Origin of the sequence: Desulfogranum mediterraneum DSM 13871 (assembly GCF_000429965.1) — a bacterium.
GTDB lineage: Bacteria > Desulfobacterota > Desulfobulbia > Desulfobulbales > Desulfobulbaceae > Desulfogranum > Desulfogranum mediterraneum.
The window spans coordinates 51,676-76,856 of record NZ_AUCW01000015.1; the positions used below are offsets into that span (position 1 = coordinate 51,676).

The window sequence follows — 25,181 nt, forward strand, 5'->3', positions numbered from 1 at the left end:
CTCCTAAACCAATGGTGCCTGTATGATGAGCTACCCCATGTTGGACTTTGGTCTGGACAAAGAGACGAATACCCTCCGGGAGAGCTTGGCCGACTTTGTTAGCCGGGAGGTCTCGCCCAGGGCGGCTGAGATCGATCAGCACGAGCACTTCTCCTCCACCCTCTGGCAAAAGCTCGCTGACCTGGGGTTGTTGGGCCTGACGGTCTCCAAAAAATACGGCGGTCGGGGGATGAGCTATCGCGCCCATGTCATTGCCGTGGAGGAACTGAGCCGCGGCTCCGCCTCCCTGGGCCTGGTCTACGGGGTACACTCCAACCTCTGCGTCAACCACATCGCCCTCCATGGCAATCAGGAGCAGAAGAAGCGATTTCTGCCACCCCTGATCCACGGCGAGATGATCGGCGGTCTGGCCATGAGCGAGGCCACTGCCGGCTCCGATGTGACCGCCATGAAACTGCGGGCCCTCAGATCCGGGGATCACTATATCCTCAACGGCAGCAAGATGTGGATCACCAACGGCCCCCACGCCGACCTGCTGATCGTCTATGCCAAGACCAACCCGGAGAAACAGCACCAGGGCATCTCCGCCTTTCTGGTGGAAACCAACACCCCGGGCTTCAGCGCCGGTCCTCCCCTGGACAAGCTGGGGATGCGGGGCTCGCCCACCAGCGGACTGCGCTTCAAGGACTGCGCAATCCCGGCAGAGAACCTCCTGGGCGAGGAAGACCAGGGCGTGCGCCTGCTGATGAGCGGCCTGGCCTATGAGCGCTTGATCCTCTCCGGCGGCCCCCTGGGGATCATGGCCGCCTGCATGGACCTGGTGCTGCCCTATCTCCACAAGCGCAGACAGTTTAACCAGGCCATCGGCGAATTCCAGCTGATGCAGGGCAAGCTGGCCGACATGTACACCAACTGGAACGCCTGTCGCTCCTATGTCTACACCGTGGCTGCGGCAGCCGATGCAGGCCAGGATGTCCGCAAAGACGCTGCCGGTGCCATCCTCTACACCGCTGAACGGGCCACCTGGATGGCCCTGGAGGCAATCCAGTGTCTGGGCGGCAAGGGCTACCTCAACGACTACCCGGCCGGCCGGCTGCTGCGTGACGCCAAGCTCTACGAGATAGGGGCCGGCACCAGTGAGGTCCGCAGGATGCTGATTGGCCGCACCCTGTTCCAGGAGACCGCAGACACGGCGAGTCAGGACCGGGCCGGCAATTAAGCAGAGCACAGACAGCGACCATGGCGACCTTAAAGAGTTCCATTAGCACCGATTCCAGCGACTTCCATCACAACCGCAAGGCCATGGAGGGCTTGCTCCGCGACCTCAGGGCCAAGGTCTGTCAAATCAAAGAGGGGGGCACGCCAGAGGCACGCCAACGCCATGCCCAGCGGGGCAAGCTCTTTGTCCGCGAACGGATCCGGAGACTGCTGGACCCGGGCTCACCCTTTTTGGAACTCTCCCAGTTCGCCGCCTGGGAGGTCTATGAGACGCCCACCCCGGCCGCCGGGCTGGTCTGCGGCATCGGCCGGGTGCGTGGCCGGGAGTGCATGATCGTGGCCAACGATGCCACCATCAAGGGAGGCACCTACTTCCCGCTCACGGTCAAGAAGCACCTCCGGGCCCAGGAAATCGCCCAGCAGAACCGGCTGCCCTGTATCTATCTGGTGGACTCGGGCGGTGCCTATCTGCCCGAGCAGGACCAGGTCTTTCCGGATCGTGATCACTTTGGCCGAATCTTCTACAACCAGGCCATGATGTCGGCGGCGGCCATTCCCCAGATCGCGGTGGTCATGGGCTCCTGTACCGCCGGCGGCGCCTATATCCCGGCCATGGCCGATGAATCCATCATCGTCAGGAACCAGGGCACCATCTTTCTCGGCGGCCCGCCCCTGGTCAAGGCAGCCACCGGTGAGGTGATCAGCGCCGAGGAGCTGGGCGGCGCCGAGGTCCACTGCCGCCGCTCCGGGGTGACCGACCACTGGGCGGAGAATGACCGCCACGCACTCACCCTGGCCCGGGGGATCGTGGCCGGGATCAACACCTCCAAGCCCTGCGACCTGGAGGTAGAGGCGCCCCGGGAGCCTCTCTATGACCCCGAGGAACTGGCCGGGATCATCCCGGCCCGCTTGAGCAGCCCCTACGAGGTCCGGGAGATCATTGCCCGGCTGGTGGACGGCAGCGAATTCAGCGAATTCAAACAGCTCTTCGGTCCCACCCTGGTCTGCGGTTTTGCCCACCTGATGGGCTATCCCGTCGGGATCGTGGCCAACAACGGCATCCTCTTCTCCGAGTCTGCGGAAAAGGGCTGCCACTTCATCGAGCTCTGCGCCAAGCGCAAGCTCCCGCTGCTCTTTCTCCAGAACATCAGCGGCTTCATGGTGGGCGGCAAGTATGAGCGGGGCGGCATCGCCAAACACGGGGCCAAGCTGGTGATGGCCACCTCCTGTGTCCAGGTCCCCAAGTTCACGGTGATCATGGGCGGCAGTTTTGGCGCCGGCAACTATGCCATGTGCGGCCGGGCCTTTAATGGTCGCTTTATCTGGACCTGGCCCAACAGCCGGATCTCGGTCATGGGCGGTGAACAGGCGGCCCAGGTGCTGCAGCAGGTCCGCTACGGCGAGGCCCTGGAGGAGGGGAACCGGGAGCAGCAGGATTTTCACGACACCATCCTTACGCAGTACGAACGCCAGGGCCACCCCTACTATGCCGGGGCCAGGCTCTGGGACGACGGCATCATCGAGCCGGCCCAGACCAGGATGGTCCTGGGCCTCTCCATCTCCGCCGCCCTCAACGCCCCCATTGAAGAGACCCGCTTCGGGATCTTCAGGATGTAGCAAGGCCCCGACACCGGGGCCGGCAACAGCCGGCCCTTGGCAGCAGATCAGCAAATCAGCAAACCACGCCGAGGTAGACCATGGCCGATCTCCAGAGCAGCGCGGCAGACGGTGTCGCCACCATCACCCTCAACCGACCGGAACGACACAACGCCTTTGACCATGGCCTGCTCAAGGGCCTGGACCAGGCCCTGACCAGCTGCAGGGATGATCCCGAGATCCGGGTGGTGGTGCTGGCTGCCCGGGGGAGGAGCTTCTCCGCCGGCGCCGACCTGGAGTGGATGAAGAAGATGGCCTCCTTTTCCCTGGAAGAAAACTATAACGATGCCCTGGCCATGGCCGACTGCTTCCACACCCTGGCCAGCCTGAACAAACCCACCATAGCCCTGGTCCAGGGAGCGGCCTATGGCGGCGGCGTCGGCCTGGTGGCGGCCTCCGACCTTGCAATTGCCGCAGAAGAGACGAGCTTCTGTTTTTCAGAGGTCCGGCTGGGGCTGATCCCGGCGGTGATCTCCCCCTACATCATCCAGGCCATGGGCAGGCGGGCGGCCGGCCGCTACTTCCTCAGCGCCGAAACCTTTAGCGCCCTGGAGGCCCTGCAGCTGGGCCTGGTCCACAGGGTGGTGCGCGGCCCGAAGCTTGCCGCAGAGGGCGAGCGCTACTGCTCCCTCTTGCTCAACAACAGTCCTGCCGCCATGGCCGCGGTCAAAGAGCGCCTGCTCGCTCTCCCGCCGCCGGAGGATATCCGGGCCGCCACGGCCCGCTGGATTGCCGAGATCCGCTGTTCTGCAGAGGGCAGAGAGGGGATCTCGGCCTTCCTGGAAAAACGGAGCCCCTCCTGGCTTCATCACCGCCAAGACAAGAGCAGCCATGTTTGAAAAAATACTCATTGCCAACCGGGGCGAAATCGCCTGCCGGATCATCCGCACGGCCAGGACCATGGGGGTCCGCACCGTGGCCGTCTACTCCCAGGCAGACCGGGAGAGCCGCCATGTGCAGCTGGCTGACCAGGCCATCTGTATCGGCCCGCCGCCTGCGGCCCAAAGTTACCTCGACCAGGAACAGATCATCGAGGCAGCCGTACGCTCGGGGGCCCAGGCCATCCATCCTGGCTACGGCTTTCTCTCGGAAAACCCCGAGTTCGCCGAGGGCTGCAGCCGGGCCGGACTGGTCTTTATCGGACCTTCGCCCCAGGTGATCAGGGCCATGGGGATCAAGAGCTGGGCCAAACAGACCATGGGCAGGGCAGGGATTCCGGTGATTCCAGGCTACCATGGCTCGGACCAGGACCAGGCAAGCCTGCTCAGGGAGGCCAAGGCCCTGGGCTTCCCCCTCCTGATCAAGGCTGACCGCGGCGGCGGCGGCAAGGGCATCCGCAGGGTCACCCGGACCGAAGAGTTTCCGGCCGCCCTCATGGCTGCCCAGCGGGAGGCGGCTGCAGCCTTTGGCGATCAGGCGGTTATCCTGGAGCAGCAGCTCTCCACGGCCCGCCACCTGGAGGTGCAGATCTTCAGGGACAGCCAGGGCAACGGAGTCCACCTCTTTGAGCGAGACTGTTCGCTCCAGCGGCGTCACCAGAAGATCATCGAAGAGTCACCGGCTCCCGGAATAGACAGGCAGCTTCGCGAACAGCTCTGCCAGGCGGCCCTGACCGCAGCCCACACCATCGACTACCTCGGGGCCGGCACCGTGGAGTTTCTGGTGGACAGGCAGGGCAACTTCTTCTTCATGGAGATCAATACCCGGCTCCAGGTGGAGCATCCGGTCACCGAGATGATCACCGGCCTGGACCTGGTGCGCTGGCAGCTGCTGGTGGCGGCAGGCGAGCCCCTGCCCGCCTGCCAGGAGGAGATCCTCTGCCAGGGGCACGGGATGGAGGCCCGGATCTATGCCGAGGACCCGGCCCAGGGCTTTCTCCCCTCCTCCGGAATTATCCGGCACCTCCGTGAACCCCGGGAAAACCAACAGATCCGGGTGGACAGCGGCATTGGTCAGGGTGAGCTGGTGAGCCCCTACTATGACCCCATCCTGGCCAAGCTGATCGTCCGGGAGCGCAGCAGGAGGGCTGCTGTTCAACAGCTCCGCCGCGCCCTGGAGGAGTATCAGATCGCCGGCATCGCCACCAATATCGACTTTCTCCAGGCCGTGGTCGAGAGCGCGCCCTTTGTCCGGGGCGACTATGATATCCACTCCCTTGACAGTAACCTGGAGCAGTTGACCCGGCCCGAAGCGCTGCCGGACACGGTCCTGGCCGCAGCCGGCCTCGCCATCCTCTTCAAGGAGCGGCAACAGCTCCACCAGGAGATCCGCCAACAGCCGGATCCCTACTCCCCCTGGAACTCCAACCACGGCTTCCGGCTCAACGGCCAGGGTTCCCGCTCCATCGAACTGCTCCATCTCCAGAGCCCCGTCACCATCGAGATCCGCGCCTGGAGGAGAGGATATCAACTGCTGCTCCCCTCGGGAGCGGTCAGGGTGGAGGATGTCCGCTGGCACGAGGGGATCATCAGCGCCAGGCTGGATAAGCAGCGGCTGGCGCAGCGGGTGGTTTTCTGGGAGGACCAGCTGAAGGTCTTTGCCCGGGGCCGCTCCTTCCCCTTCAGCCGGCTGAGCCACGAGTTCGACCAGGGCAGCGGGCAGGGGAGCGAGGCAGGTTTCCGCGCCCCCATGCCCGGATTGATCGCGACCGTGGTGGTGGAACAGGGCCAGGAGGTCTGCCAGGGCGACCCCCTGCTCAGCCTCGAAGCCATGAAGATGGAGTACACCATCAGCGCCCCCTTGGACGGGGTGGTGGTGGAGTTGTTCTTTCAAGAGGGGGACCAGGTGGATGAGGGCGATCAGCTGCTGATCTTTCAGCCCCGGGAAAAGGATGAGCCCGAGTGAGATCCCAGCCCGCTGCAGCCGGCGCGACAGGCTCAGCCTTCACCCTCCCCCAAGCCCGAGTTCCTCCTCCAGCTCAGCCAGGGCCTGTTGCACCCTGACCCGGAGAATAATGATGGACCGCCCGGCGATCCTGCCCTGGTAGAGCCGCTCCCCCTCTCCTTGGGCCAGGGCCTGCTGATAGTAGCGGCGGGCCAGGGAGAGGTCCCGTTTAAAGCCGGCTGCACCCTTCTTATAGCGGGTTGCCAGAAAGACCATGGCCCCCGGGTGGCCCTGTTCCGCGGCCCTGGTGGCCCACTGTCTGACGGCCTCCTGCTGCTGGGGGCTGTTCTTCTTGCCCCGGATCATCCGTACCGCCAGTTCATACTGGGCCCTGGGCTCACCCTGCTCGGCTGCACGCTCCAACCAGGCCAGGGCCTGCGCCAGCTCATGGCTCTGGAGCAGTTGGGCCAACCCGTACTGGGCCCCTGGATCGCCCGCCTCGGCCCCCTGCCGCAGGGGCGCGATCTCCTGAAGATGCTCCTCCAGGGCCAGATACTCCTCGTCCAAAGCAGCCTGCTCCCCTCCCTGGGCCCGGGCCTGGTGATACCATTCTTCCAGTGCTTCTCGCCGCCCCTCATCCCCTGGGGCAAACCGGAGGCCGGCGCTGAAGGCGGGCAACCGGGCCAGCCAGCGCTCAGCCTGGACTCGCAGCTCCGGATCGGCCCGGGCACGCTCGAAGCCTTGACGGGCCAAATAATAATTTCTGGGGACCATCCCGGTTCCTGCCTGATAGAGGGCTCCCAGCTGCAGACTGGCTGCAGCCAGGCCTTGACGATCCAGGGCCTGGAGTGTGGTGACCGCTGCGACCTCCTCAGCGAAGCTGCGCGGACCGCGCAGGGTCCGCCGGGCCAAGGCCAAACGGGCCTGGGAATCGTTGCGGCCGGCGGCAGAGCGAAGATGCGCTATTCCGGCTGAATATCGACCGGCGCTGAGCATCTCCATGGCCAGGAGATACTCCTGATCGGGATCGACCTCGGCCCGGCGACGGGCCGCCTGCCAGCTGCCGTCCAGACGCCTGAGCCGGGCCAGCCGCCTTTCGCTGTCGCGGTACTCAGCGAGCCAATGCTGGTACCTGAAGCGCTGCCTCTGCTGCCTGGAACCGGAGCCTTTGCGGGGCAAGAGCTCCAGCAGGCGTTGATTATAGGCCAAGGAGTGGACGAGCATCTCCTGGTCAGCCTCCTCCCCGGCCTTGAAATATCGCGCCAGGATCTCCAGGGCCTGGAGGTTGTCCAAGTCCGCAGCACGCCGGTACCACCCCAGGGCCGCTGCACTGATTGCGTCCGCTGCCCTTGCCGCCTTCTCCTTCTCTGCCAGGGCTTGGCTGTCAGCCAGCTGAGCCAGGGCCAGGGCCGCTGCCCCCTGGCCCTGCTCAGCGGCCCGGACGAGATAGTCACGGGCCCGCTGCAGAAGCAGCCCATCCCGGACCGGATGGCCCAGAAAGCGCCGGGCCTCCTGATAGAGGATGGCGCCATCACCGGCCTTGATCCTCTCCCCCCTGGCCCGTGCCCCGGCCAGGTCCTGCTGCAGGGAGGCGGCGCTGAAACCGACTGGTTCTGTATCTAGCGCAGGGGCCTCTGCCAGCACCTCCAACCAGTGGTCGGCAGCCGCCTCATCCCGGGCAAAGAGCAACCCGCCTCCAAGGTACTGGCCGGCCAGAAACAGCATGGCCGGGCGTGAACCCTTTTCAGCGGCCTCCAGGAGTAACTCCCTGGCCCGGTCGAGATCTGTGGCCATGCTCTTTTCAGCCAGGATGAAGAGGGCCTCTGGCTGACCTTTATCCACTGCCAGCTCCAGCCATCTCTGCCGCTCCTCTGCACTGCGCTCTCTTCTGGCCAGTTGGACCATGGCCCGGGGATGCCCCTGCTCTGCGGCCAAACGATACCAGCGCAGCGCCTCCCGATGGCGTCTCGCCCTCATGGCCAGCAGGTATTGGGCCTCGGCAGCCCCGCCTTGCGCGGCCCTGGTATACCAGTGACGGGCCCGGGAGTGGGACTGGGCCAATCCCCCCTGACCGCTCTCGTAATGACGGGCCAGCCAGAGCTGGACCCACGGGACACGACTCTCTGCCCAGAACTGAACATATGATGCCGGCTTAAACCAGAGCAGGTAGCCGAGCAGCAGGCTGATCAAGAGCAGCCAGAAGCCATCCAGCCAGGGGTGGCCCACAACCCAGATGAGCAGCAGGAGCACGGGCAGCAGACAGCCCAGGACAAAGAAGACCACCTGGTAGCCTTGGGGGCGGGAGCCGTGGGAGAGCCCCAGGGCAAAGAGACCGATGGCCAGGATAGCCAGGCAACTGAGGATCAAGGGCAGGGCCACCAGGGCCCTGGATCTCCATGATCGAGGACAGGGACCTTCCCTGTCCGGGGCCTGGCTCCGGTAACGGCGAAGCAGGGAAGCTGCGCTGAGCGTAGCCAGGGCTGCAGCCAGGAAGAGGTAGCCATGAACAAGGACCAGGAGTTGCACTGAAGTCAGCTCATACATCGATTCCCCCGGCTGGTTGCTGTTTCAAAAGAACAGGGCCCTGGGGCCGGGGGACTGCTGCCCCGCGACCAGGCGGTTGCTGCCCTGGGCCTGCCGTATTCCTCCACCATGGACGTGTGGCTCCAGCTTAAGTATACTCCCTTTTTCATGCCCAGCCAAAGATCAGCCGGCCGGTATCCCGGACAGGAGATCCTTTCCGGGAACGGCCCACCCTTCAGCAGACTTTCCGCCCTGTTGCCCGCCTCGCCAAAAGGAGGGCCCATGCCGGCCAAAAGCGCAAGAAGGATCAAGCAGGATTCGAAGAAGAGGCTATAGTCACCCCCATGAACACGTCAAAAGAGAGCACCAAACAAGAATATGCCCGCCGGATGGACCGGGTAGTGGACCATATCCGGGAACACCTGGACCAGGAACTGCCCTTGGAGCGGCTGGCAGGGGTGGCCTGTTTTTCGCCCTACCACTTTCACCGGATCTTTCGGGGCATGGTCGGAGAATCGGTCAAATCCTATGTCCGGCGCCTGCGCCTGGAGCGGGCAGCAGGAAAGCTCAAGCAGACCGCCACCCCGGTGACCACCATTGCCTTTGAGGCCGGCTTTGCCGCCCATGAGTCCTTTACCAGGGCCTTTCAGACCATGTTTGGCTGCTCTCCTCTGGCGTATCGAAAAGCGTGTCAGGTGGAAAACAGCCACCGACAGATCCATTACTGGAAGGAGATGAAGATGAAGGTTGATATCGTTACCCTGGAAGAGATGAAGGTGGTTTTTGTCCGCCACACCGGCCCCTACACGGCCTGCGGCGCTGCCTGGGAGACCCTCTGCTCCTGGGCCGGCCCCAAGGGCCTGCTCCAGCCCGGAGCCCGGATCCTGGGCTTGAGTTATGATGATCCTGAGGTTACCCCGCCGGAGAAACTCCGTTACGAGGCCTGCATCCAGATCGATCAGCCCCTGGAGGTGGAACCGCCGCTGGGGATCAAGGAGATCAAGGAGGGACGCTATGCCATGACCACCCACTTCGGCCCCTATGAAGAGCTCTCGGCAAGTTATGCCCGGCTCTGCGGCCAGTGGATCCCCCAGAACGGGCACCAGATCGATAATCGGGCCTGTCTGGAGATCTATCACAACAACCCAGAAGACACCGAGCCGGAAGAGCTGATCACCGATATCTACGTCCCTCTGGCCTAGCCGGCGCAGGGGAAATCGAACCCGGAGAAAAGACGATGCCAATAACGGAAAAGATCAACCTCTTCAAGGAACTGAAGAACGACTATCAGCAGAGCAAGACGCCGGTCCTCCTTACTGCCAGCCCTGGCCGCTACCTGACGATCACAGGCCAGGGGGCGCCCGGAGGCAGGGCGTTTCAGGAGGCGGTTGGGGCCCTCTACAGCATGGCCTTTACCATCAAGATGACCCGCAAGGCAGAGGGGAGGGGTGACTATGTGGTCTCTAAACTCGAAGCCCTCTGGTGGGAACAGGAGGGCGCGCCCTCAGCCCGGCTGAATCCGGAGCGATGGCAGTGGCAGCTGATGATTCGCACCCCGGACGTGGTCGACCATGATGACCTCGGCCGCGGCTGCCGGGCCCTGGAGAGCCGAGGGAAATCGGAGGCCGTGGCAAGGGTGACCCTGGAGGAACTCGACGAGGGGCTCTCTGTCCAGCTGCTCCACCTGGGCCCCTATGAGAACGAGGAGGAGAGCCTGGCCCTGATCCGGAAGTTCATCCTCAGACAGGGACTGCAGGCCAGGGGGCCCCATCATGAGATCTATCTCTCTGATCCCAGGAGGGTCCCCCCGGAGCGGCTGAAAACCATCCTCCGCCAGCCGGTGGCTCCGCTCTAAACTACGGCTCAAGCTGCGGCCACCCCAGCCAACCCGGTGCCACTGTCACAGCCGCTGCGGCGGCACAGGGTTGGCTCAGCCAGGCTGTACCCGCCAATACCCCGAAGCCGACGGCTCCCCTTCCCCATCCAGATGGACCTTCCCTTTAGCCGGGACAGGCGCTAGAATAGGAACAACTGCAGGAGCAGCTGCAGCCGGATGGCTCCATTGCCGCCCGGAGCTGGGCGCGAGGACGGCAGCACTACAAACCAAGGCAAGGATGGGCCTCCCCGGAACCGGATAAGGGTGTTGACAGCACCCTTTCACCACACTATTCCACAGAGGCCAGGGAGAACAGAGAGTGCAACCTAAAAAAAGCTCCTCCATCAAGGCAGGTAAGGCTCCCGGCACCCTGACCCATGTGGGCAAGAGGATGGAGGCTGAAACCTCTGTCCAGGTGATTGCCTACAGTAAGACAGAGCTGGTGGAAGAGCCGTCGCTGCCCATAGCTGAGTGCCAGGGATTCATCGACAGGGAAGAGATCTCCTGGATCCAGGTCACCGGTATCCATGACCCGGACTCCATCGATGCCCTCGGCAGCTACCTCCAACTCCATCCCCTGGTCCTGGAAGACATCATGAACTCCGGCCAACGGCCCAAGCTGGAGGAGTTTGACGACTATATCTTCATCGTCCTCAAGATGCTCTTTGTCGATGGGACCGGCAAGGGTATAGACGTGGAACAGGTCAGCCTGATCCTGGGTCCGGGCTATGTCATCTCCTTCCAGGAATCGGCAAGAGACCTGTTTGAGCCCCTCCGTCAACGCATCCGCCAGGGAAAAGGGCGGGTCCGCAAGATGGGAGCAGACTACCTGGCCTACTCCCTCATGGACTCCATAGTGGACCAGTACTTTGTGCTGCTGGAACAGATGGGGGAGGTGGTGGACTCCCTGGAGGCGTCCATCGTTGAGGAGCCGGAGCTGGAGACCCTGCAGACCATCCAGCAGATCAAACGACAGCTGCTGCACTTTCGCCGGGCGGTCTGGCCCCTGCGGGAAATCGTTGCCGGTCTCCAACGGGATGGCGGGGCCCTGATCTCCGAGGAGATGTTTGCCTTTCTGCGGGATCTCCATGACCACACCATCCAGGTGATGGAGACCCTGGAGACCTTTCATATGACCATCTCAGAGGCCATGGACCTCTACATGTCCAGCCTCAGCATCCGGATGAACCAGGTCGCCCAGATCCTGACCATCATGGCCACCATCTTCATCCCCCTGACCTTCATCTCCGGGGTATATGGCATGAATTTCAAACACATGCCCGAGTTGAACCATCCCTGGGCCTATCCGGCCTGCCTGTTATTCATGCTCTTGATCGCAGCAGGGATGATCCTCTTCTTCCGGCGAAAGCGATGGCTCTGAGACCGGACTGGACGGTCTTCCCCTTTTACAGCTGCAGAGAGGCGATCTGCTGTGCAGACCTCAGCTCGGCGTCTTTAAGGGGCGCGCTGCCCCCCTTGCCAGGATCAGGTTGGTGTGGGCCTCACCTTCCAGGATAAAGGCGGTCTCTCCCACCTCCTCAAATCCTCGCCCTTGGTACCAGGAGATTGCCGGACCGTTATGGACCCAGGTTCTCAGCCAGTGGGGGTATCCGTACTCTGCGCTCACCCGCTCCAACAGGGCAGAGCCCAGCCCCTGGCCCTGAAAAGGCTCCTGCACATAGAGGGTGACGATCTCATAGCCATAGCCGGGGCCCGCCTCGGACACAGCCTCCAGATCGATGGTGATGAAACCCCGGAGCAGCGCTCCCTCATGGGCGAGGAGCAGCTGCAGGTGATCGGCCTGCTGGATTCGCCTGAAATAGTCCGGGGTAAACTGCTCCAGGACAAAACGGGCCATGGGCCCATTGATCCCCTCCCGGGCATAGGTATGCAGCCAGACCTGGATGGCCAGGGCTGCCAGCGGGGCCGCATCTGATCGCCTGCAGGGCCGGATATTCACGGCCCGCCTCCCCTCCAGGCCTGGTTCTGCGCCCGACTCCATCTTGCCGGTGCGCTTAACAGGGAGCGGCAAGGACATAGCCCAGAGTCATGGCGGCTGCGCACTGCTCGTGGCTGATAGGGAGCGTACTGCTGCTGGTGATGGTAAAGCCGCAACTGCTGATGCATGCACAGAGGCTCTCACAGCTGAAGAGCTGATGGGAGTGGTGCCCTGAGCTTGCCGCCCACTGTTGATAGCTCTCAAGCCCCTCTGCGCTCTCTCCATGACAGTAGGTCGGGGCAAGCAGCCGTCCTGAAGACTTGAGTACCCGCCTGGCCTCCCCTAAGACCGACTGGGGAGAGGACATGAGATGGAGACTGTTCAGGATAAGCACGGCATCAAAGACCCCATCTGCAAATCCCAGGGCAGCACCATCCTGCACCAGAAAGGAGACATTGCCCTGGCAGCGTGCTGCTGCTTTTTTGCGTGCAAGGGCGATCATCTCCGGCTCCAGGTCGACGGCATCCACCCACTGAACCTGCCTGGCACACGCCAGTGCCGCCCTGCCGGTGCCGGCTCCAAGGTCCAGGATCCGCTCCACAGCACCGATCTCCTCGACGATGGTCCGAACCAGTGCATCCATCCCATGGTTGGTATGCCCGTCATAGTGTGCTGTGTTCCGACTCCAATAGCTCTCTCTCTCTGCTGCCTGCACGTTCTTCCTCCTTCCTCTCTGTACGCTGTTCTTGCCATCCGCTCCCCGGAGATCCCGGGTAACAGCAAATAAGGCCCCTGCCTCAATCCGGGGAAAGACTCGGCAGTTTGCGGAGATAAAAACGCTCGCCACGATATTCCGAGACGATCATCTTCTCCTCAGCCACCAGCTGCTCCACCATCGAGAAGCTGCCCTGGGCCTTGTGCAGATACTCTCTCACCGCGTCCTCCCGCATGGGATGGACCGAGGTGATACTCAGGAGGTCGGCTTCGACCTTGCCGGTGTAGGCAAACTCGTTGCCCTCGTAACCGATCAGAAGTTCCGTCTTCAGGCCATGTTCCTGAAAACAATGAAAGGCACGGTTGATTGCCTGCTCTGCAGGCGGCCTGACCCATTTCACTGCAGGCGGCCTGGTGGGGATGCTCAGGAAGGAGACGGCCGGCTCAAGCCCGGCGATAAAGGCGGCTACCTCCCTGACCTCTTCGTTGAGCCCAGCCACCAACATGGTTTCCGTGACCAGCATGCCCTGATACTCTGCAGCAAAGGCCCTGATGCCGCTTAGGATGGGGCCCAGGGAGAGCGTTTTGTGGGGTCGATCGATTTTCCTCCAGATGCGCTCATCCAGGCTGTCCACCTTCAGTGAGACCCAGTCGGCCTGAGCGATCTGGGCCCTGACCTGGGGATCAGCCACTAAGCTGGCATTGGTGATCAGCGCAACCTTGCAGCCCAGGGGTTTGAGCAGGCCGATCAGGGTTCCCAGATTCCTGTCCAGGGTGGGTTCACCGTCGGCGACCAGGGTCAGGTAATCGACCCCCTCCCTGTTCGCACCGGCCCTGTCCAGTTTTTCGACCACCTCGGCCAGGAGCTCATTGGGATCGTAAAAGGCCTGCCGCTCGGCAGACATATCCCAGGAGACACCCAGCTGACAGTAGACACAGGAGTAACTGCAAACCTTGGGGGGGATGTTATTAATGCCTACACTTTGTCCCAGACGCCGTGATGGGACAGGGCCGAATACCCGTATCGTATCCATGGAGTGGCCACCTCCTAATCTTAATTGAAATTTTGCAGAGTTGAAATTATGGCAACCTTGCAAACTTGCAACCTTGCCTTTTCTTCCAATCTTTGCCTCATGAAGGAAAGGTCATCCTCGGAATATCCGTGATATGCCTGCGGAAATAATCTCCCCATGGCTTGGTCTTGATCGAAAAATCTCACTGTTCAAGGTAGCCTTATGCAATGGTGTGCTCTTGTCACAAGCTGTCTGGCAATACCTTTGCCAGCTCTTCGGCTGCCGGAACGGGACCTCTCCTCTCTTCGGCCCCCAAGCCACTGCTGCAGATCTTGCGCTGATCTCGCTCAAGGTGGAGCTGTGGATTCAACCTCAGCCAGCTGCAGGCGACGGACTATTGCCCGCTCAGGCCGTGGCTCAGTTGTCCTCCTGCTCCAGGCGGTACCGCTCTCTCATCTCCAGAATCATCCGGCTTATCCCCTGGACAGCACGCTCCGGATCAGCCACATACTCTTTATTCCCCTGTGCCAACAGCTCCCTGCTGATGCTGCCGTCTGCAGCAAACTCTTTGCCGGCCATGGTGACCGCTTCAAGCTGACCGGCCAGGAGTTCGGGGTGGCTGACCATAAAATGAGAGGCTGGAAAGTAGAATTCACCGACCAGCTGCGCCCCCATACTCTTGACAACCCGGTTAAAGACCCTGCTGATGGAGACAAAGGTTTCCCTCTCCGGATTACCAGCAGTGGAGATGACCACCGCCTTCTGTTGCTGTTCACGGGACTTCAGGTGGTAGGTTCTGCCCTCTCTGAAGGCAAAGTAGGGGCCAAAGGTCGGCCTGAGCCGTTCGATCATCTTTTGCAGGGCGCTGGACATGGAGTCAAAATAGACCGGACTGGCAAGGAGCAGCAGCTCGGCTGCCTCCATTTTTGCAATGATGGCATCCATGTCATCATGATATCGGCACGCACCCGGGGTCTCAAACAGACATTTGCCGCAGCTGGCGCAGGGGGCGATCTTTTGCCTGGCCGGATAGAGCACCTCGCAGCCGGCCTTTCCGGCTTCAGCCCCCTGGACAAAGGCCTGGACTACCCTCTCGGTGAACCCCTGTTCAGCTCGATGACTGCCATTGATAACAAGCATCTTCGTCCCAGTATCTGACATTGCTACGCTCCTTTTCGATACACCACTACTGAAAACCAGTCCCTGCTCTCCGGTGGCTACTTCAGCCAGGACCGGTTCTCTCCCAGAAAGGCGCAGGCGACCGGCAGCTGGGAGGACCTCCTCCCCTCGGCTCAGGTCCTCTGCGCCACCTCACCTCATTGGATTCCGGCAAAAAACAAGGCCCAGAAGGGGTCAGCCTCCGGTTCTTTCAGGGCCTGCACCCTCTGATCCCGCAACACGGTATTCTCCTTTAAGCCGGCGTCGAATCGACCCAGGACAAAGCTCTCGATGCCCAGATCTGCCCAGACCCGCTGCACCTCGGCTGCCCGAGCAGGATCGACCGCAGCCAGGAGGGTACCCTCACTGATGGCCTGCCAGGGATCAAAGTTCAGTTCCCTGGCCAGGGCAGCGATATCTCCGGGGATGGCCAGCCGATCAAAATCCACCCGCAGCGGAATACCGGCAGCAGTGGACATCTCCCAGAGGCCCCCCTGGACCCCACCTTCGGTGGCATCGTGCATGGCATGCACCCCACCGACCCGGAAGGCCACCAGGGCATCCTGGACCACGGAGATCTGTTCCACCCGGGCGCGAAGGGAATCAAGCAACTCCGGAGAGAGGCTCTTCTCCAGCCTACTCCGGTGGACGATGGAGAGCAGGGCTGCGGCCTCGATACAGGGGCCCTTGGTCATCAGAATCAGGTCACCATCCCTGGCGCCGCCGGGTGAGATCCAGCTGTCCCGATCTGCCGTGCCCCAGACCGTCACCCCGCCCACCGTGGGCACGGTGACCGCTCCATACCAGCCGGTATGGCCGCCGACAATGGTAATCTCCAAGGCCTTCGCTGCCTGGGAGATCGAACCGATGATGGTGCGGGCGTCCTCTTCGGGACAGCCCGGCGGCAACAACAGGGTGTAGGTCATAAACTCGGGTTTGACCCCGGTCACGGCCACGTCACTGGCCCCGATGTGGACCGTGAACCAGCCCATGATCTCCAGGGGCAGTCCTGGAGCGGGAAAGATCGGATCCTCGGCAATGGCCATTATCCGACCATCAGCAGATTCCAGGATAGCTGCATCCAAGCCGGGACCAGGTCCCACCAGCACCCGCTCAGAGGGTTTACCCAGTGCCCCCTGGACCAGCGCCTCCAAACGTGAGGGGCTGGGTTTTCCCACCAGATTACTCATGAGTCACCTGCCGGGCTAAGACCTCTTCCACATCGGCAACCTTGCCCTCCAGGCGGCCGCTTGCCCCCCGGCGATCATCCATGGTGATGGAGGTGAGCACCCGGGGGGCCCGCTCCATCATCAGGTTATGGCACTGGATGATCAGCTCCATCACCTCGGCCTGATCGCCCTCGATGGTGGTCTGCATGGCCCCCAGCTTGTGGTCCAGACCTGAGGCGGCAACCAGGGCCACCACCGCTGCCACATGTTCCTTCAACTCCTCACCCACCCCAAAGGGGAGGATGGCAAAACTCGCCAACATCATATACCTCTTGTTTCATGATCTGCTTTGGTGGGCAGAGGTCACCAGGGCGCCCCTTCCCCTAATCTAATACGGTTATCCTAAAACAGCCTTACAGCTGCCCTGCGCTTCTTTCAAGAAAAAAGCGGCTGAGAGGAGAAAGAATCTAACATATTTATTTAAACAAAAGCCGAAACTCACGATTACACATCTGCTCCCTGATGAGCTGAGCGGAGTCATCCCCCTTCAGGGACGGACAATGGCTACGGAGCTCTGCCCAGCGAAAGGAGGTATCAGGAAAGATCGGTGTCCTCCTGAACAATTACTTGATTTTTCATCCTGAAAAGGTAGGCTGGTCGCTGCCTCAACTGTTCTTCCAGCGGTTTGATTTTCCCAGAGATTTGAACATCCAGCCATGAATCCAGACCTCATAGCCCCTCGCTTTTTTGAAAACCAGAGCACCTTCACTCACCTGAAAGTCGGTGATTTCTCCTGTGTGGAGTATCGCTCCTCTACTGATAACCGGAAGAACAGCATCCTGGTTACCTCCTATCTCTTTGTGGTGCTCCTCAGTGGTCGCAAGATTATCCATAACGGGACAGATGACCTCCATATCCGAGCCGGAAATGCTTTTTTTGCGGAAAAAGGTTCCTATCTCTTTTCAGAGATCCTTGAGACAACGGATAGATACCAAGCGCTCATCTTTTTCATAGATGATAGTTTTCTGGCATCTTTTCTCAAATCACACGCCTGTCCTCCATCCCAAAATCATAGCCAGGAAAGAGAACGTATCTTTCAAATCCACCTCAGCCCCTTGCTTCAGGCCAGCATCCAGTCGCTGTTGCCCTTCTTTGTCCACCCAACCGACAACAGTGATACCTTGATGCGCTTGAAGCTCGAGGAGTTGCTCCTTCTTATCCTTGACTCCGGGGATAACGGTTCTTTTCATGCCTTCCTGCATGATCTCCACTCGACCAGAAAACAGAACCTCATCCAGCTCATGGAAGAGTATTACCTGAAACCGGTTTCCCTTAAGGAGTTGGCAGCCCTTTCCGGACGCTCGCTGGCCTCCTTTAAGAGAGATTTTCAAAAAATATTCCAGCAGCCGCCAAGGCAATGGATCAACAACCGCCGACTGGAGCAGGCAAGGGTATTACTGCTCCATCCTGACAACAACGTCAGCGATACCTGCTTTATGGTCGGTTTTCAAAATGTCTCCCATTTTAGCCAGCTCTTCAAAAAGAGATTCGGCTGCTCCCCCAGCGCCCTTAGACCATAACCCTCTTTTTTCCATCTTTATCGCCCCTTGAGCCATAGAGCAAAAAGTCTGATCCTCCTGCAACAGCAGGAATCGCTCTGTTGTATATACTCCTCCCTGAACCATTGAGAGCGGTAAGCCAACTTTTCAAACGCCATCCAAAGGAGAACAAGATGAAACAAAAGGAGCTGAAACAGATCGGAATGAGTGTCGTATTGAGCCTCATCGTTGGACCCTGGGCCTCTGCGGCTGATTTCACCCTGACAAGCCCGCAGCTGACCCCTGGAGGGAAGATGCAGCAAGAACAGCTCTTCAAGGGTTTCGGCTGCAACGGGGAGAACATCTCACCTGAACTTCACTGGCAGGGGGAGCCTTCGGGGACCCGGAGTTTTGCCCTGACCATGTATGACCCCGATGCACCGACAGGGAGTGGCTGGTGGCACTGGATCGTCTTTAATATTCCGGCAGAAAGACATAAACTTGAAAAAAACAGCGGTGGAGCGAGCCCCACCTCGAAAAACAGGGTAGGGATTCAGAGTCGGACCGACTTTGGCTCGACAGGCTACGGCGGAGCATGCCCACCCGCCGGCCATGGTGCGCATCGATATCAATTCCGTATCTGGGCCCTGGACACCCCCCATCTTGAACTGGATGACCAGGCTTCCGGTGCCATGGTGGGCTACTTCCTCAACCAACATGCGCTTGCCCAAGCTGAACTGACCGTCAGCTATGGTCGTTGAACAGAGCGGGGCGAGTTCGACCTTCCCCCACGGGGTATCAGCCCTGTACCGTTCCTCGATAGCTTGGAGAGGATTTAACCACAGGAGATTTTTGGGGCTGAGCCGGGAAGAGCGGCCCTTCACAGCCGTTGCGCAGAGAACTCGGCAGGGCTGGCCCCATGGACAGGTGGCCGGTTCAGGAAGGAGCGTCTCACTTTACAAAAAAGAGTGACGACAACCGGGCCAAATCCGGGGCCCTTGCAGAGGAAAAGCTTCCTTGCTTGAAGGGGAAAAACGAAACAGAAGGGAACGATCAGGAGATTGTTACAAACATGCGGAGAGGGCCGAACAAGACGGCAGAATGAGACCCCGGAGGGAAACAGGATGATGCAAAAAATGGCGGCCCACACAGGGGCCGCTTAATGTTCCGCCTCCTGGTCCAGGCCAACGCTGGACCATTCACTGACCCGCACAAAGTTGGTCCTGCGCTCCACGTTTTGCCGCCGTTCCAGGTCGCTGCGGCGATCCGGATTACCCTGCTCAAAGTAGGGCAGGAAGTAGACCTGTCTGCGGTCCTCTCCTGAACGACGATCCATGAGCGGATCACGCCTGCGGAGGTCTGGGTGGGTTCTTGGTCTCTGCCGTTTATTCACTGCCATCGGCCTGCCCTCTCCGGCTTACTGCCTGCTCTGTTCACCACAAGATCGCCTCTGTATATTACAATAAGGCCTGTTCCAGGGCTTGGCCATGTCTTTCAGCTAAAGGATGAACAGACGGCCGCCAGGGGAAGCTGCAGCGGTTTAGACCATCTTGCGATAGCTGCCGCCGACCTTACGCAGTCGCGCGCTGATCTGCCCCAGGGTGGCACAGCGGACGGTCCGGAGGAGCTCGGCAAAAATATTGCCATCATCGCTCGCGGCAACCGCCTCCAGTCGCTGCAGGGCTGCCTCGGCCTGCTGCTGATGACGGCTGCGGAAGTCCCGGACCCTGCTGATCTGTCGATCCCAGTCAGCCTGGGTGGGACGAACCAGTTGGGGCACCGAGGGCAGTTCCTGATCCACCAGCGGCTGAAGGTAGGTGTTAAAACCGATGATCTTTCTCCTGGCCAGGTCCATGGACAGGGGGTCCGGGACCCGCTCCTGCTCATATCTCGCCGAACTCTCACCAATACTGTTGCGCTGGTACCCCAGCTCCGTGGCTGCGGCCACACCGCCCAGCTGATCGATCCGTTCAAACTCCTTGAGGATCGCGGCCTGGAGCTGACGCGCCATGGCCCTGAAGCCATAGGACCCTGAAAGCAGATTCTGGATGGCAAAGGCCTCGGCCTCCTCCTGGAGATAGTTGGGGATCATGGCAGCCTGGCGGACATACTTCTGGCTGGGGGTGGTCATGGGTTCGTCGGCAGAGTCGATGTGCAGCGAGTTGGTATTGTTCAAGAGGCCCAGATAGGCATGATAGGTCTGACGGATGGGGTTGAGGGTGTCCCACTCCTGTGCCTGCAGGGCCCTGCCCGAGGTCTGAGTATGAAACTTGAACCGCTGGCTGCGGCTGTCCGCCCCATAGCGGTCGCGCAGGGCAATGGCCCAGATCTTCCGACAGACCGGCCCATAGGCAAGCCACTCGGCCTCATGGGAGACCCGAAAGAAGAAACTGAGACTGGGGGCAAAGGCGTTGATCGCCATCTGTCGTTTGAGAAAATATTCCACATAGGTGAAGCCGTTGGCCAGGGTAAAGGCCAGCTCCTGGGCCGGGGTGGCCCCGGCCTCACCGATATGGTAGCCGGAGATGCTGAGGGAGTAGAAGGAGTTGATCCGGTGATCGATGAAGTAGCGCTGGACATCACCCACCATCCGCATGGCAAAGTCAATGGCAAAGATACACTCATTCTGGGCCTGAACCTCTTTGAGGATATCGGCCTGGACCGTGCCGCGCAGACCGGTGAAGGTCTCGGTTTCCAGTTGAGCCCCCTCCTCCGGGCTCAGTGCTCTCCCCAGTTCTGCGGTCAGCCGCTCCTCCTCAAGCTCCAGGGCAGCCACAAAATACATGGCCAGGATCACCGGAGCCGGACCGTTGATGGTCATGGAGGTGGAGATCTTCCTGACATCAAAGCCCTTGAGGATCAGCTTCATATCTTCATAGCTGTCCACGGCCACCCCGCCCTCGCCGATCTTCCCCCTGCTGCCCGGATCTCCATCAGAGTCCTCGCCATAGAGGGTGATGCCGTCAAAGGCGATGCTTAGGCGCGGATTGGCTATGCCGCGGTTGAGAAAATGGAGCCGCTCGTTGGTCTCTCCAGGACCGCGCAGACCGGCAAACTGTCTGGTGGTCTTGCCTGCAGCAGGCAGACGCCAGGGATAGATGCCGGTGGCATAGGGAAAGACGCCGGGCAGCCCCTCCTCCAACAGGAAACGAAGGCTCTCGACCCGGTCTGCGGGATCGGGCAGCCCCAGGCGAGGCAGGCGGTAGCCGTTGGCCGTGGTGATCAGCCCCTCTTCTCCGGCCCCTTGGCTGCCGGTCAGGCGCTGCCAGGTGGCCGGCCACTGTTTGAGCAGTTGGCGGCAGTGAGGAGCAAGGGACTCCAGCCTCTCAGGGTCGTCACGGAGCAGACCAAGCTGCTCCTGAACCCAGCGGTCATAGTCCCGTACGCTCCGGGCCACCTCGGCCAGATAGTTACGCCGCCCATGGGGAACCAGCTCCCCCTGTCCGGCACGGGAAAAGAGATCCGTCGGCTCTGCTGCAGCTGGTTCCTGCCAACCGAGCCGGGCACAGATGACGGCAAAGAGATGATCCATGCCCGGGTCGCGGTGGACCTTGGCCAGGACCCCGATGGGCGGATCGACACTGCCCCGCTGCTCCATGAGTTCGCTCAGATCCTGGAGGGCGGTCTCCGCTCCAGCCAGATCGACCTTGTTGAGTACCACCAGGTCCGCATCCTGGAGCATCTGATCCTTGGCCAGCTGCAGGGAGGAACCATACTCCCTGGTCTTCACACAGAGGGAGAGATCAGGAGCAAGGGCGGCCAGGTCAACCCCGACCTGGCCCACTCCCGGGGTCTCCACCATGACCAGGTCCGCGCCGCTGGAGCGGCAGAGCGACACCATCTCGGGCAGGGCCGGGCTCAGGGCAGTATAGCCCCTGCCGGTGGAACAACTCCGCATGAACACCCGGGGATCGTAGATGGCGTTCATCCGCACCCGGTCGGCGAGCAGGGCGGAGTGCCCCTGGCCACGAACCGTGGTGGGGTCATTGGCCAGGATGACGAGCCTCTTCTCGGGATAGGTCTCCAGAAAGCGACTCACCAGCTCGTCGATGATGGTGGATTTACCGGCCCCTCCGTCGCCGGTGATCACCAGGGTTGCAGCCTGGTCAGGCCCCGAACCGCGCAGGGCCCGCATGGTCGCCGCACCCACCTCCCTCACCCCGCCCTGGTGGAGTTCTTCAACCAGGGAGAGTCGTTTTGCCAGCGGAAGATCTGGGAGCTCAGGGATCATTCCTTCCCCCTCCCTCAGCCGGGTGATGATATCTCCGGCCACAGCGTCCAGGGAAAGCTCCGGCCCATAGATTCGAGTCACCCCCTGCTGCTCCAGGCGGGCCGCCTCCTGGGCGCTGATGGTGGCCCCGCCGCCGCCAAAGAGCTGGATCCCCTGCCCTCCCTGGGCCTTCAGCAGGCTCAACAGGTGAGGAAAAAACTGCATATGACCGCCGTTGTAGGAGGCCACGGCAAGCCCCTGGACATCCTCCTGAAGGGCAGCCGTACAGATCTGTTCGGCTGCCGCATGGTAGCCGAGATAGATGATCTCCACCGGACTGTTGCTGCGCAACAGGGCCCGGTTCAGGGCCAGGACCGAGGCATCATGGCCATCATAACGGGCCACGGCCGTCAATATTCTCAGCGCATGTTCTGCCATAGCTGTTCCCCCAGGAGTTGAGCGTTGTTCCCTCGCCATGCGGCAAGGACGGAACAGGGTGTGCCGCTAGCCCCCCTTGCCTGCGAGGAGATGGGTGGCACTGCCGCTGTAGAGTTCGGCAGCCTCGGCTTCGGTCTCAGACAGGGTCGGGTGGGGATGGATGCTCAGGGCCAGGTCTTCGGCCAGGGCCCCCATCTCGATGGCCAGCACCCCCTCGGCAATCAGCCCTTCGGCGTCTCGGCCGGTGATCCCCAGCCCCAGGATCCGGCCACTCTCCGGATCCACCAGCAGCTTGGTCAGGCCGTCGGTGGCCCCCATGGTGGCGGCACGGCCGGAATACTTCCAGGGAAAGCGCTCCACCCGAACCGGAAGCTTATTCTGGCGGGCCTGTTCCTCGCTCAGGCCACACCAGGCGACCTGGGGATCGGTGTAGACCACCGCCGGGACGGCGCGGACATCAAAGGCCGAGGCCTGACCGGCGATGACCTCGGCCGCGACCTTACCCTGGCGGGTGGCCGTGTGGGCCAGCATCATCCCACCGCAGACATCGCCCACCGCAAAGATCTGGGCCACGTTGGTCCGCTGCTGTTCATCCACCACAATCTCACCGCCAGGGCCCACCCTGACCCCGGCCCGGTCAAGGCCCAGGCCATCGCTGTTGGCAGCCCGACCGATGGCAACCAGCACCCGCTCCACCGACTCTGTGCTGGTCCTGCCGTCGATCTCCAGGCTCACCTCCACCTGGTCAGCACACTCTTTCAGCCCGGTGACCCGAGTCTGGAGACGAATAGAGTCAAAAGCCTGCTCCAGGCGCCGCTGCAGGGGGAGCACCAGGTCCCGGTCAACCCCGCCAAGCAGGCGATCGCTCAACTCCACCAGCCGTACCCGGCTGCCCAGCCCGGCATAGAGGCTGCCCAGCTCCAGACCGATATAGCCGCCGCCGATGACCAGCAGACGCTCCGGAATATCTGCCAGGGCCAGGGCGCCGCTGGAATCCATGATCCGACCATCGGCAACCAGGGGCACCCCGGGCAGAGCCAGAGGGTGGGAACCGGTGGCAATGATGGCCTGGCGAAATTGAATCCGACGCACCGCTGCATCCTCCACAAAGACCGTATCCGCGCTCTCAAAGCGGGCCTTTCCGGAGATGAGCTCGATCCCGCGACGCGCACAGAGGGTGGTCAAGCCCTTGGCCATGGAGTCGACCACCTGCTCCCGCCATGCCCGGACCCGGGCAAGGTCGATGCTGGGTTCGGCAAAGCTTACCCCCATGGCAGAGGCGCGTCGGGCATCGTCGATCAGCTCGCTGAGAAAGAGAAAGGTCTTGGAGGGGATACAGCCCTGGAAAAGACAGACTCCGCCGGGACGGGGGGCCGGATCCACCAGGGTTACCTCCAATCCCAGATCGGCCGCACGAAAGGCCGCCCCATAGCCCCCGGGACCACTGCCGATGACCAGTACCTGGGTGTCTACCACCAGCTCGCCCATTACCATCGTCCACCTCCGTTCCTGTTCTTCCCCTTAAAAAAGCTAGATCATGGTCATCAGCAGTTTATCGGGATCATTGAGCCCATCGATCACCACCTGGAGAAACCTGATGGCATCTGCGCCATCCACCACCCGGTGATCAAAACAGAGCATAATGGGCATGATCAGCCGAGGTTCTATCCCCTGCTCCCCCTGGTCGTCTGTGACCACGGCAGGCTGCAGCCTCGCCTGGCCCAGACCGAGGATGGCGGTTTCCGGGTAGTTGATGATCGGGGAAAAGAAGCCGCCCCCCATGGCCCCGGCGTTGGTGATGGTAAAGGTCCCGCCCTGGAGCTCCTCCCGGGCGACCTTCCGCAGTCGGGCCCGGGCCAGCAACTCGTGGAGTTCGATGGCCAGCTCCCGGATACTCTTACGGTCCACATCCCGGATCACCGGCACCATCAGCCCATGCTCGGTATCTGTGGCCACCCCCAGATGGAAGTAATGTTTGACGATGATCTCCCCGGCATCCAGATCCAGGCTGGCGTTGAAGTGGGGATAGTTCTTCAGGGCCGTGGCCACGGCCTTGAGGGCAAAGACCGTCATGGTCAGCTTGCCGCCGGCCTGGGCTATCTCTTCCCTGTGCCGCTGACGAAAGGCCTCCAGCGCGCTGATATCCACGCTGTCCTGGCAGGTGACATGGGGGATCTCGGTCCAGGAACGGGTCATCCGGGCAGCAGTGGCCCGCCGGATGGAGCGAAAGGGCAGCCGCTCCACCTGGCCTTCCGGGAAACACTCCCTCAGCGGCTCCCCTGCAGAGGTCGACGGCACCGGCGCAGCCGCCTCCGGAACCATCCCGCCTGGAGGCGCTGTCTCGCCGCTCGCCTGTTCGCCTGACGAGGGGGGAACGGTGCGGGCAGCCTCTTGGGCGGCAAAGGCCCGGATATCATCGGCAGTAACCAGGCCGGCGGCGCCGCTGGGGGGAACCAGCTGAAGTTCGATCCCCAGCTCCCTGGCCAGACGACGGCTGGCCGGTGAGGCCGGCACAATCTTGCCCCGGCCCGGGGACGGTTTCGAGCCTGCCCCCTCCCCAGCCGGTTCGGGCTCCGGCCCCGGGGCTGTGCTACGGTTCTGTTCTGCCGGCACCCCAGCCCGGTCATCGGTGGTAAAGACGAGCAGCACCTGACCCACCGCCACCATGGCCCCGGCCTGGACAGCGATCTCCGTCACCACCCCGGTGACCGGGGAGGGAATCTCCACCGCCGCCTTATCGGTCTCCATCTCCAGGATAGTCTGCCCCTCCTTCACCTCCTGGCCCAGCTCCACCAGGATTGAAAGAACCTCTGCCTCATGAATGCCTTCACCCAGATCCGGCATGAAAAACGACGTTGTGCTCATCTGCTCTCCCTGTTCAATCCATCCTCATGGGGACTCCTTCC

The 25,181-nt window shown here is 61.7% G+C and carries 20 protein-coding genes; 9 read left to right on the top strand and 11 right to left on the bottom strand.

Annotated features, from left to right (window positions below; translation table 11 throughout):
- Positions 1 to 22: 22 nt before the first annotated feature.
- From G494_RS0107500 to G494_RS0107515, 4 genes are all read left to right on the top strand, one after another.
- Positions 23 to 1,219, top strand: coding sequence for an acyl-CoA dehydrogenase family protein (locus tag G494_RS0107500; protein ID WP_028584039.1), 1,197 nt, complete (start codon positions 23 to 25; stop codon positions 1,217 to 1,219).
- Positions 1,220 to 1,239: 20 nt separating this feature from the next.
- On the top strand, positions 1,240 to 2,835 hold the full coding sequence (locus G494_RS0107505) for a carboxyl transferase domain-containing protein (RefSeq protein WP_028584040.1): 1,596 nt from the start codon (positions 1,240 to 1,242) through the stop codon (positions 2,833 to 2,835).
- 80 nt (positions 2,836 to 2,915) lie between these two features.
- A complete protein-coding gene (locus G494_RS0107510) occupies positions 2,916 to 3,713 on the top strand; it encodes an enoyl-CoA hydratase-related protein (protein ID WP_028584041.1) in 798 nt (265 codons plus the stop codon).
- Positions 3,706 to 5,718, top strand: coding sequence for an acetyl/propionyl/methylcrotonyl-CoA carboxylase subunit alpha (locus G494_RS0107515; protein ID WP_028584042.1), 2,013 nt, complete (start codon positions 3,706 to 3,708; stop codon positions 5,716 to 5,718). The genes G494_RS0107510 and G494_RS0107515 overlap by 8 nt, the downstream gene beginning before the upstream one ends.
- A gap of 39 nt (positions 5,719 to 5,757) precedes the next feature.
- Here G494_RS0107515 and G494_RS0107520 read toward each other — a convergent pair whose 3' ends face one another.
- Complete coding sequence (locus G494_RS0107520) at positions 5,758 to 8,241, bottom strand: tetratricopeptide repeat protein (protein WP_028584043.1); 2,484 nt, start codon at positions 8,239 to 8,241, stop codon at positions 5,758 to 5,760.
- Between the two features lie 323 nt (positions 8,242 to 8,564).
- Between G494_RS0107520 and G494_RS0107525 the strand changes: the two genes are divergently transcribed.
- The 3 genes from G494_RS0107525 (at position 8,565) to corA (ending at position 11,477) form a co-directional block, all read left to right on the top strand.
- Entirely contained in the window at positions 8,565 to 9,422 is an 858-nt protein-coding gene (locus tag G494_RS0107525) for an AraC family transcriptional regulator (protein WP_028584044.1), read from the top strand.
- A gap of 35 nt (positions 9,423 to 9,457) precedes the next feature.
- On the top strand, positions 9,458 to 10,075 hold the full coding sequence (locus tag G494_RS0107530) for a GyrI-like domain-containing protein (protein WP_028584045.1): 618 nt from the start codon (positions 9,458 to 9,460) through the stop codon (positions 10,073 to 10,075).
- Positions 10,076 to 10,415: 340 nt separating this feature from the next.
- Entirely contained in the window at positions 10,416 to 11,477 is a 1,062-nt protein-coding gene (gene corA, locus G494_RS0107535) for a magnesium/cobalt transporter CorA (RefSeq protein ID WP_028584046.1), read from the top strand.
- Positions 11,478 to 11,537: 60 nt separating this feature from the next.
- Here the strand turns inward: corA and G494_RS0107540 are convergent, their stop codons facing one another.
- The 6 genes from G494_RS0107540 to G494_RS0107565 form a co-directional block, all read right to left on the bottom strand.
- Positions 11,538 to 12,134 (bottom strand): GNAT family N-acetyltransferase, encoded by a 597-nt coding sequence (locus tag G494_RS0107540; RefSeq protein WP_051305497.1) that lies wholly within the window; start codon positions 12,132 to 12,134, stop codon positions 11,538 to 11,540.
- Positions 12,112 to 12,750, bottom strand: a complete 639-nt coding sequence (locus G494_RS25255; RefSeq protein ID WP_051305498.1) for a class I SAM-dependent methyltransferase — start codon at positions 12,748 to 12,750, stop codon at positions 12,112 to 12,114. The genes G494_RS0107540 and G494_RS25255 overlap by 23 nt, the downstream gene beginning before the upstream one ends.
- An 82-nt stretch (positions 12,751 to 12,832) precedes the next feature.
- Positions 12,833 to 13,783, bottom strand: a complete 951-nt coding sequence (locus G494_RS0107550) for a radical SAM protein (protein ID WP_028584048.1) — start codon at positions 13,781 to 13,783, stop codon at positions 12,833 to 12,835.
- Between the two features lie 396 nt (positions 13,784 to 14,179).
- Entirely contained in the window at positions 14,180 to 14,902 is a 723-nt protein-coding gene (locus G494_RS0107555; RefSeq protein ID WP_028584049.1) for a flavodoxin family protein, read from the bottom strand.
- A gap of 176 nt (positions 14,903 to 15,078) precedes the next feature.
- The gene (locus tag G494_RS22410) at positions 15,079 to 16,110 is read right to left on the bottom strand and encodes an AIR synthase family protein (protein ID WP_051305499.1); all 1,032 of its coding nucleotides are present in this window, start codon (positions 16,108 to 16,110) and stop codon (positions 15,079 to 15,081) included.
- Positions 16,103 to 16,414 (bottom strand): MTH1187 family thiamine-binding protein, encoded by a 312-nt coding sequence (locus tag G494_RS0107565; protein ID WP_084456533.1) that lies wholly within the window; start codon positions 16,412 to 16,414, stop codon positions 16,103 to 16,105. The genes G494_RS22410 and G494_RS0107565 overlap by 8 nt, the downstream gene beginning before the upstream one ends.
- A gap of 391 nt (positions 16,415 to 16,805) precedes the next feature.
- On the opposite strand from G494_RS0107565, the gene G494_RS0107570 reads away from it, so the two are divergent.
- Both G494_RS0107570 and G494_RS0107575 read left to right on the top strand, forming a co-directional pair.
- Complete coding sequence (locus G494_RS0107570) at positions 16,806 to 17,669, top strand: helix-turn-helix transcriptional regulator (RefSeq protein WP_028584051.1); 864 nt, start codon at positions 16,806 to 16,808, stop codon at positions 17,667 to 17,669.
- Positions 17,670 to 17,821: 152 nt separating this feature from the next.
- A complete protein-coding gene (locus G494_RS0107575) occupies positions 17,822 to 18,388 on the top strand; it encodes a YbhB/YbcL family Raf kinase inhibitor-like protein (RefSeq protein ID WP_028584052.1) in 567 nt (188 codons plus the stop codon).
- A 398-nt stretch (positions 18,389 to 18,786) separates the two neighbouring features.
- On the opposite strand, the gene G494_RS26660 is transcribed toward G494_RS0107575, so the two are convergent.
- From G494_RS26660 to G494_RS0107600, 4 genes are all read right to left on the bottom strand, one after another.
- A complete protein-coding gene (locus G494_RS26660) occupies positions 18,787 to 19,026 on the bottom strand; it encodes a hypothetical protein (protein ID WP_161629951.1) in 240 nt (79 codons plus the stop codon).
- Between the two features lie 141 nt (positions 19,027 to 19,167).
- Positions 19,168 to 22,275, bottom strand: a complete 3,108-nt coding sequence (locus G494_RS0107590; protein ID WP_028584054.1) for a methylmalonyl-CoA mutase family protein — start codon at positions 22,273 to 22,275, stop codon at positions 19,168 to 19,170.
- A 66-nt stretch (positions 22,276 to 22,341) separates the two neighbouring features.
- Positions 22,342 to 23,769: a dihydrolipoyl dehydrogenase gene (gene lpdA / locus G494_RS0107595; RefSeq protein ID WP_153305792.1), complete on the bottom strand. Its 1,428-nt coding sequence runs from the start codon at positions 23,767 to 23,769 to the stop codon at positions 22,342 to 22,344.
- A 36-nt stretch (positions 23,770 to 23,805) separates the two neighbouring features.
- Positions 23,806 to 25,140, bottom strand: a complete 1,335-nt coding sequence (locus tag G494_RS0107600; RefSeq protein ID WP_051305500.1) for a dihydrolipoamide acetyltransferase family protein — start codon at positions 25,138 to 25,140, stop codon at positions 23,806 to 23,808.
- Between the last annotated feature and the right edge of the window lie 41 nt (positions 25,141 to 25,181).

Bases quoted from the DNA above. Each gene is read 5' to 3' on its own strand.
- G494_RS0107510 (WP_028584041.1), top strand. From the start codon at position 2,916: ATGGCCGATCTCCAGAGCAGCGCGGCAGACGGTGTCGCCACCATCACC.
- G494_RS0107520 (WP_028584043.1), bottom strand. From the start codon at position 8,241: ATGTATGAGCTGACTTCAGTGCAACTCCTGGTCCTTGTTCATGGCTAC.
- G494_RS22410 (WP_051305499.1), bottom strand. From the start codon at position 16,110: ATGAGTAATCTGGTGGGAAAACCCAGCCCCTCACGTTTGGAGGCGCTG.
- G494_RS0107555 (WP_028584049.1), bottom strand. From the start codon at position 14,902: ATGCTTGTTATCAATGGCAGTCATCGAGCTGAACAGGGGTTCACCGAG.
- G494_RS0107540 (WP_051305497.1), bottom strand. From the start codon at position 12,134: ATGTCCTTGCCGCTCCCTGTTAAGCGCACCGGCAAGATGGAGTCGGGC.
- G494_RS0107515 (WP_028584042.1), top strand. From the start codon at position 3,706: ATGTTTGAAAAAATACTCATTGCCAACCGGGGCGAAATCGCCTGCCGG.
- G494_RS0107600 (WP_051305500.1), bottom strand. From the start codon at position 25,140: ATGAGCACAACGTCGTTTTTCATGCCGGATCTGGGTGAAGGCATTCAT.
- G494_RS0107505 (WP_028584040.1), top strand. From the start codon at position 1,240: ATGGCGACCTTAAAGAGTTCCATTAGCACCGATTCCAGCGACTTCCAT.
- lpdA (WP_153305792.1), bottom strand. From the start codon at position 23,769: ATGGTAATGGGCGAGCTGGTGGTAGACACCCAGGTACTGGTCATCGGC.
- G494_RS0107525 (WP_028584044.1), top strand. From the start codon at position 8,565: ATGAACACGTCAAAAGAGAGCACCAAACAAGAATATGCCCGCCGGATG.
- G494_RS0107550 (WP_028584048.1), bottom strand. From the start codon at position 13,783: ATGGATACGATACGGGTATTCGGCCCTGTCCCATCACGGCGTCTGGGA.
- G494_RS0107500 (WP_028584039.1), top strand. From the start codon at position 23: ATGATGAGCTACCCCATGTTGGACTTTGGTCTGGACAAAGAGACGAAT.
- G494_RS0107570 (WP_028584051.1), top strand. From the start codon at position 16,806: ATGAATCCAGACCTCATAGCCCCTCGCTTTTTTGAAAACCAGAGCACC.
- G494_RS0107590 (WP_028584054.1), bottom strand. From the start codon at position 22,275: ATGGCAGAACATGCGCTGAGAATATTGACGGCCGTGGCCCGTTATGAT.
- G494_RS26660 (WP_161629951.1), bottom strand. From the start codon at position 19,026: ATGGCAGTGAATAAACGGCAGAGACCAAGAACCCACCCAGACCTCCGC.
- G494_RS0107575 (WP_028584052.1), top strand. From the start codon at position 17,822: ATGAAACAAAAGGAGCTGAAACAGATCGGAATGAGTGTCGTATTGAGC.
- G494_RS0107565 (WP_084456533.1), bottom strand. From the start codon at position 16,414: ATGATGTTGGCGAGTTTTGCCATCCTCCCCTTTGGGGTGGGTGAGGAG.
- G494_RS0107530 (WP_028584045.1), top strand. From the start codon at position 9,458: ATGCCAATAACGGAAAAGATCAACCTCTTCAAGGAACTGAAGAACGAC.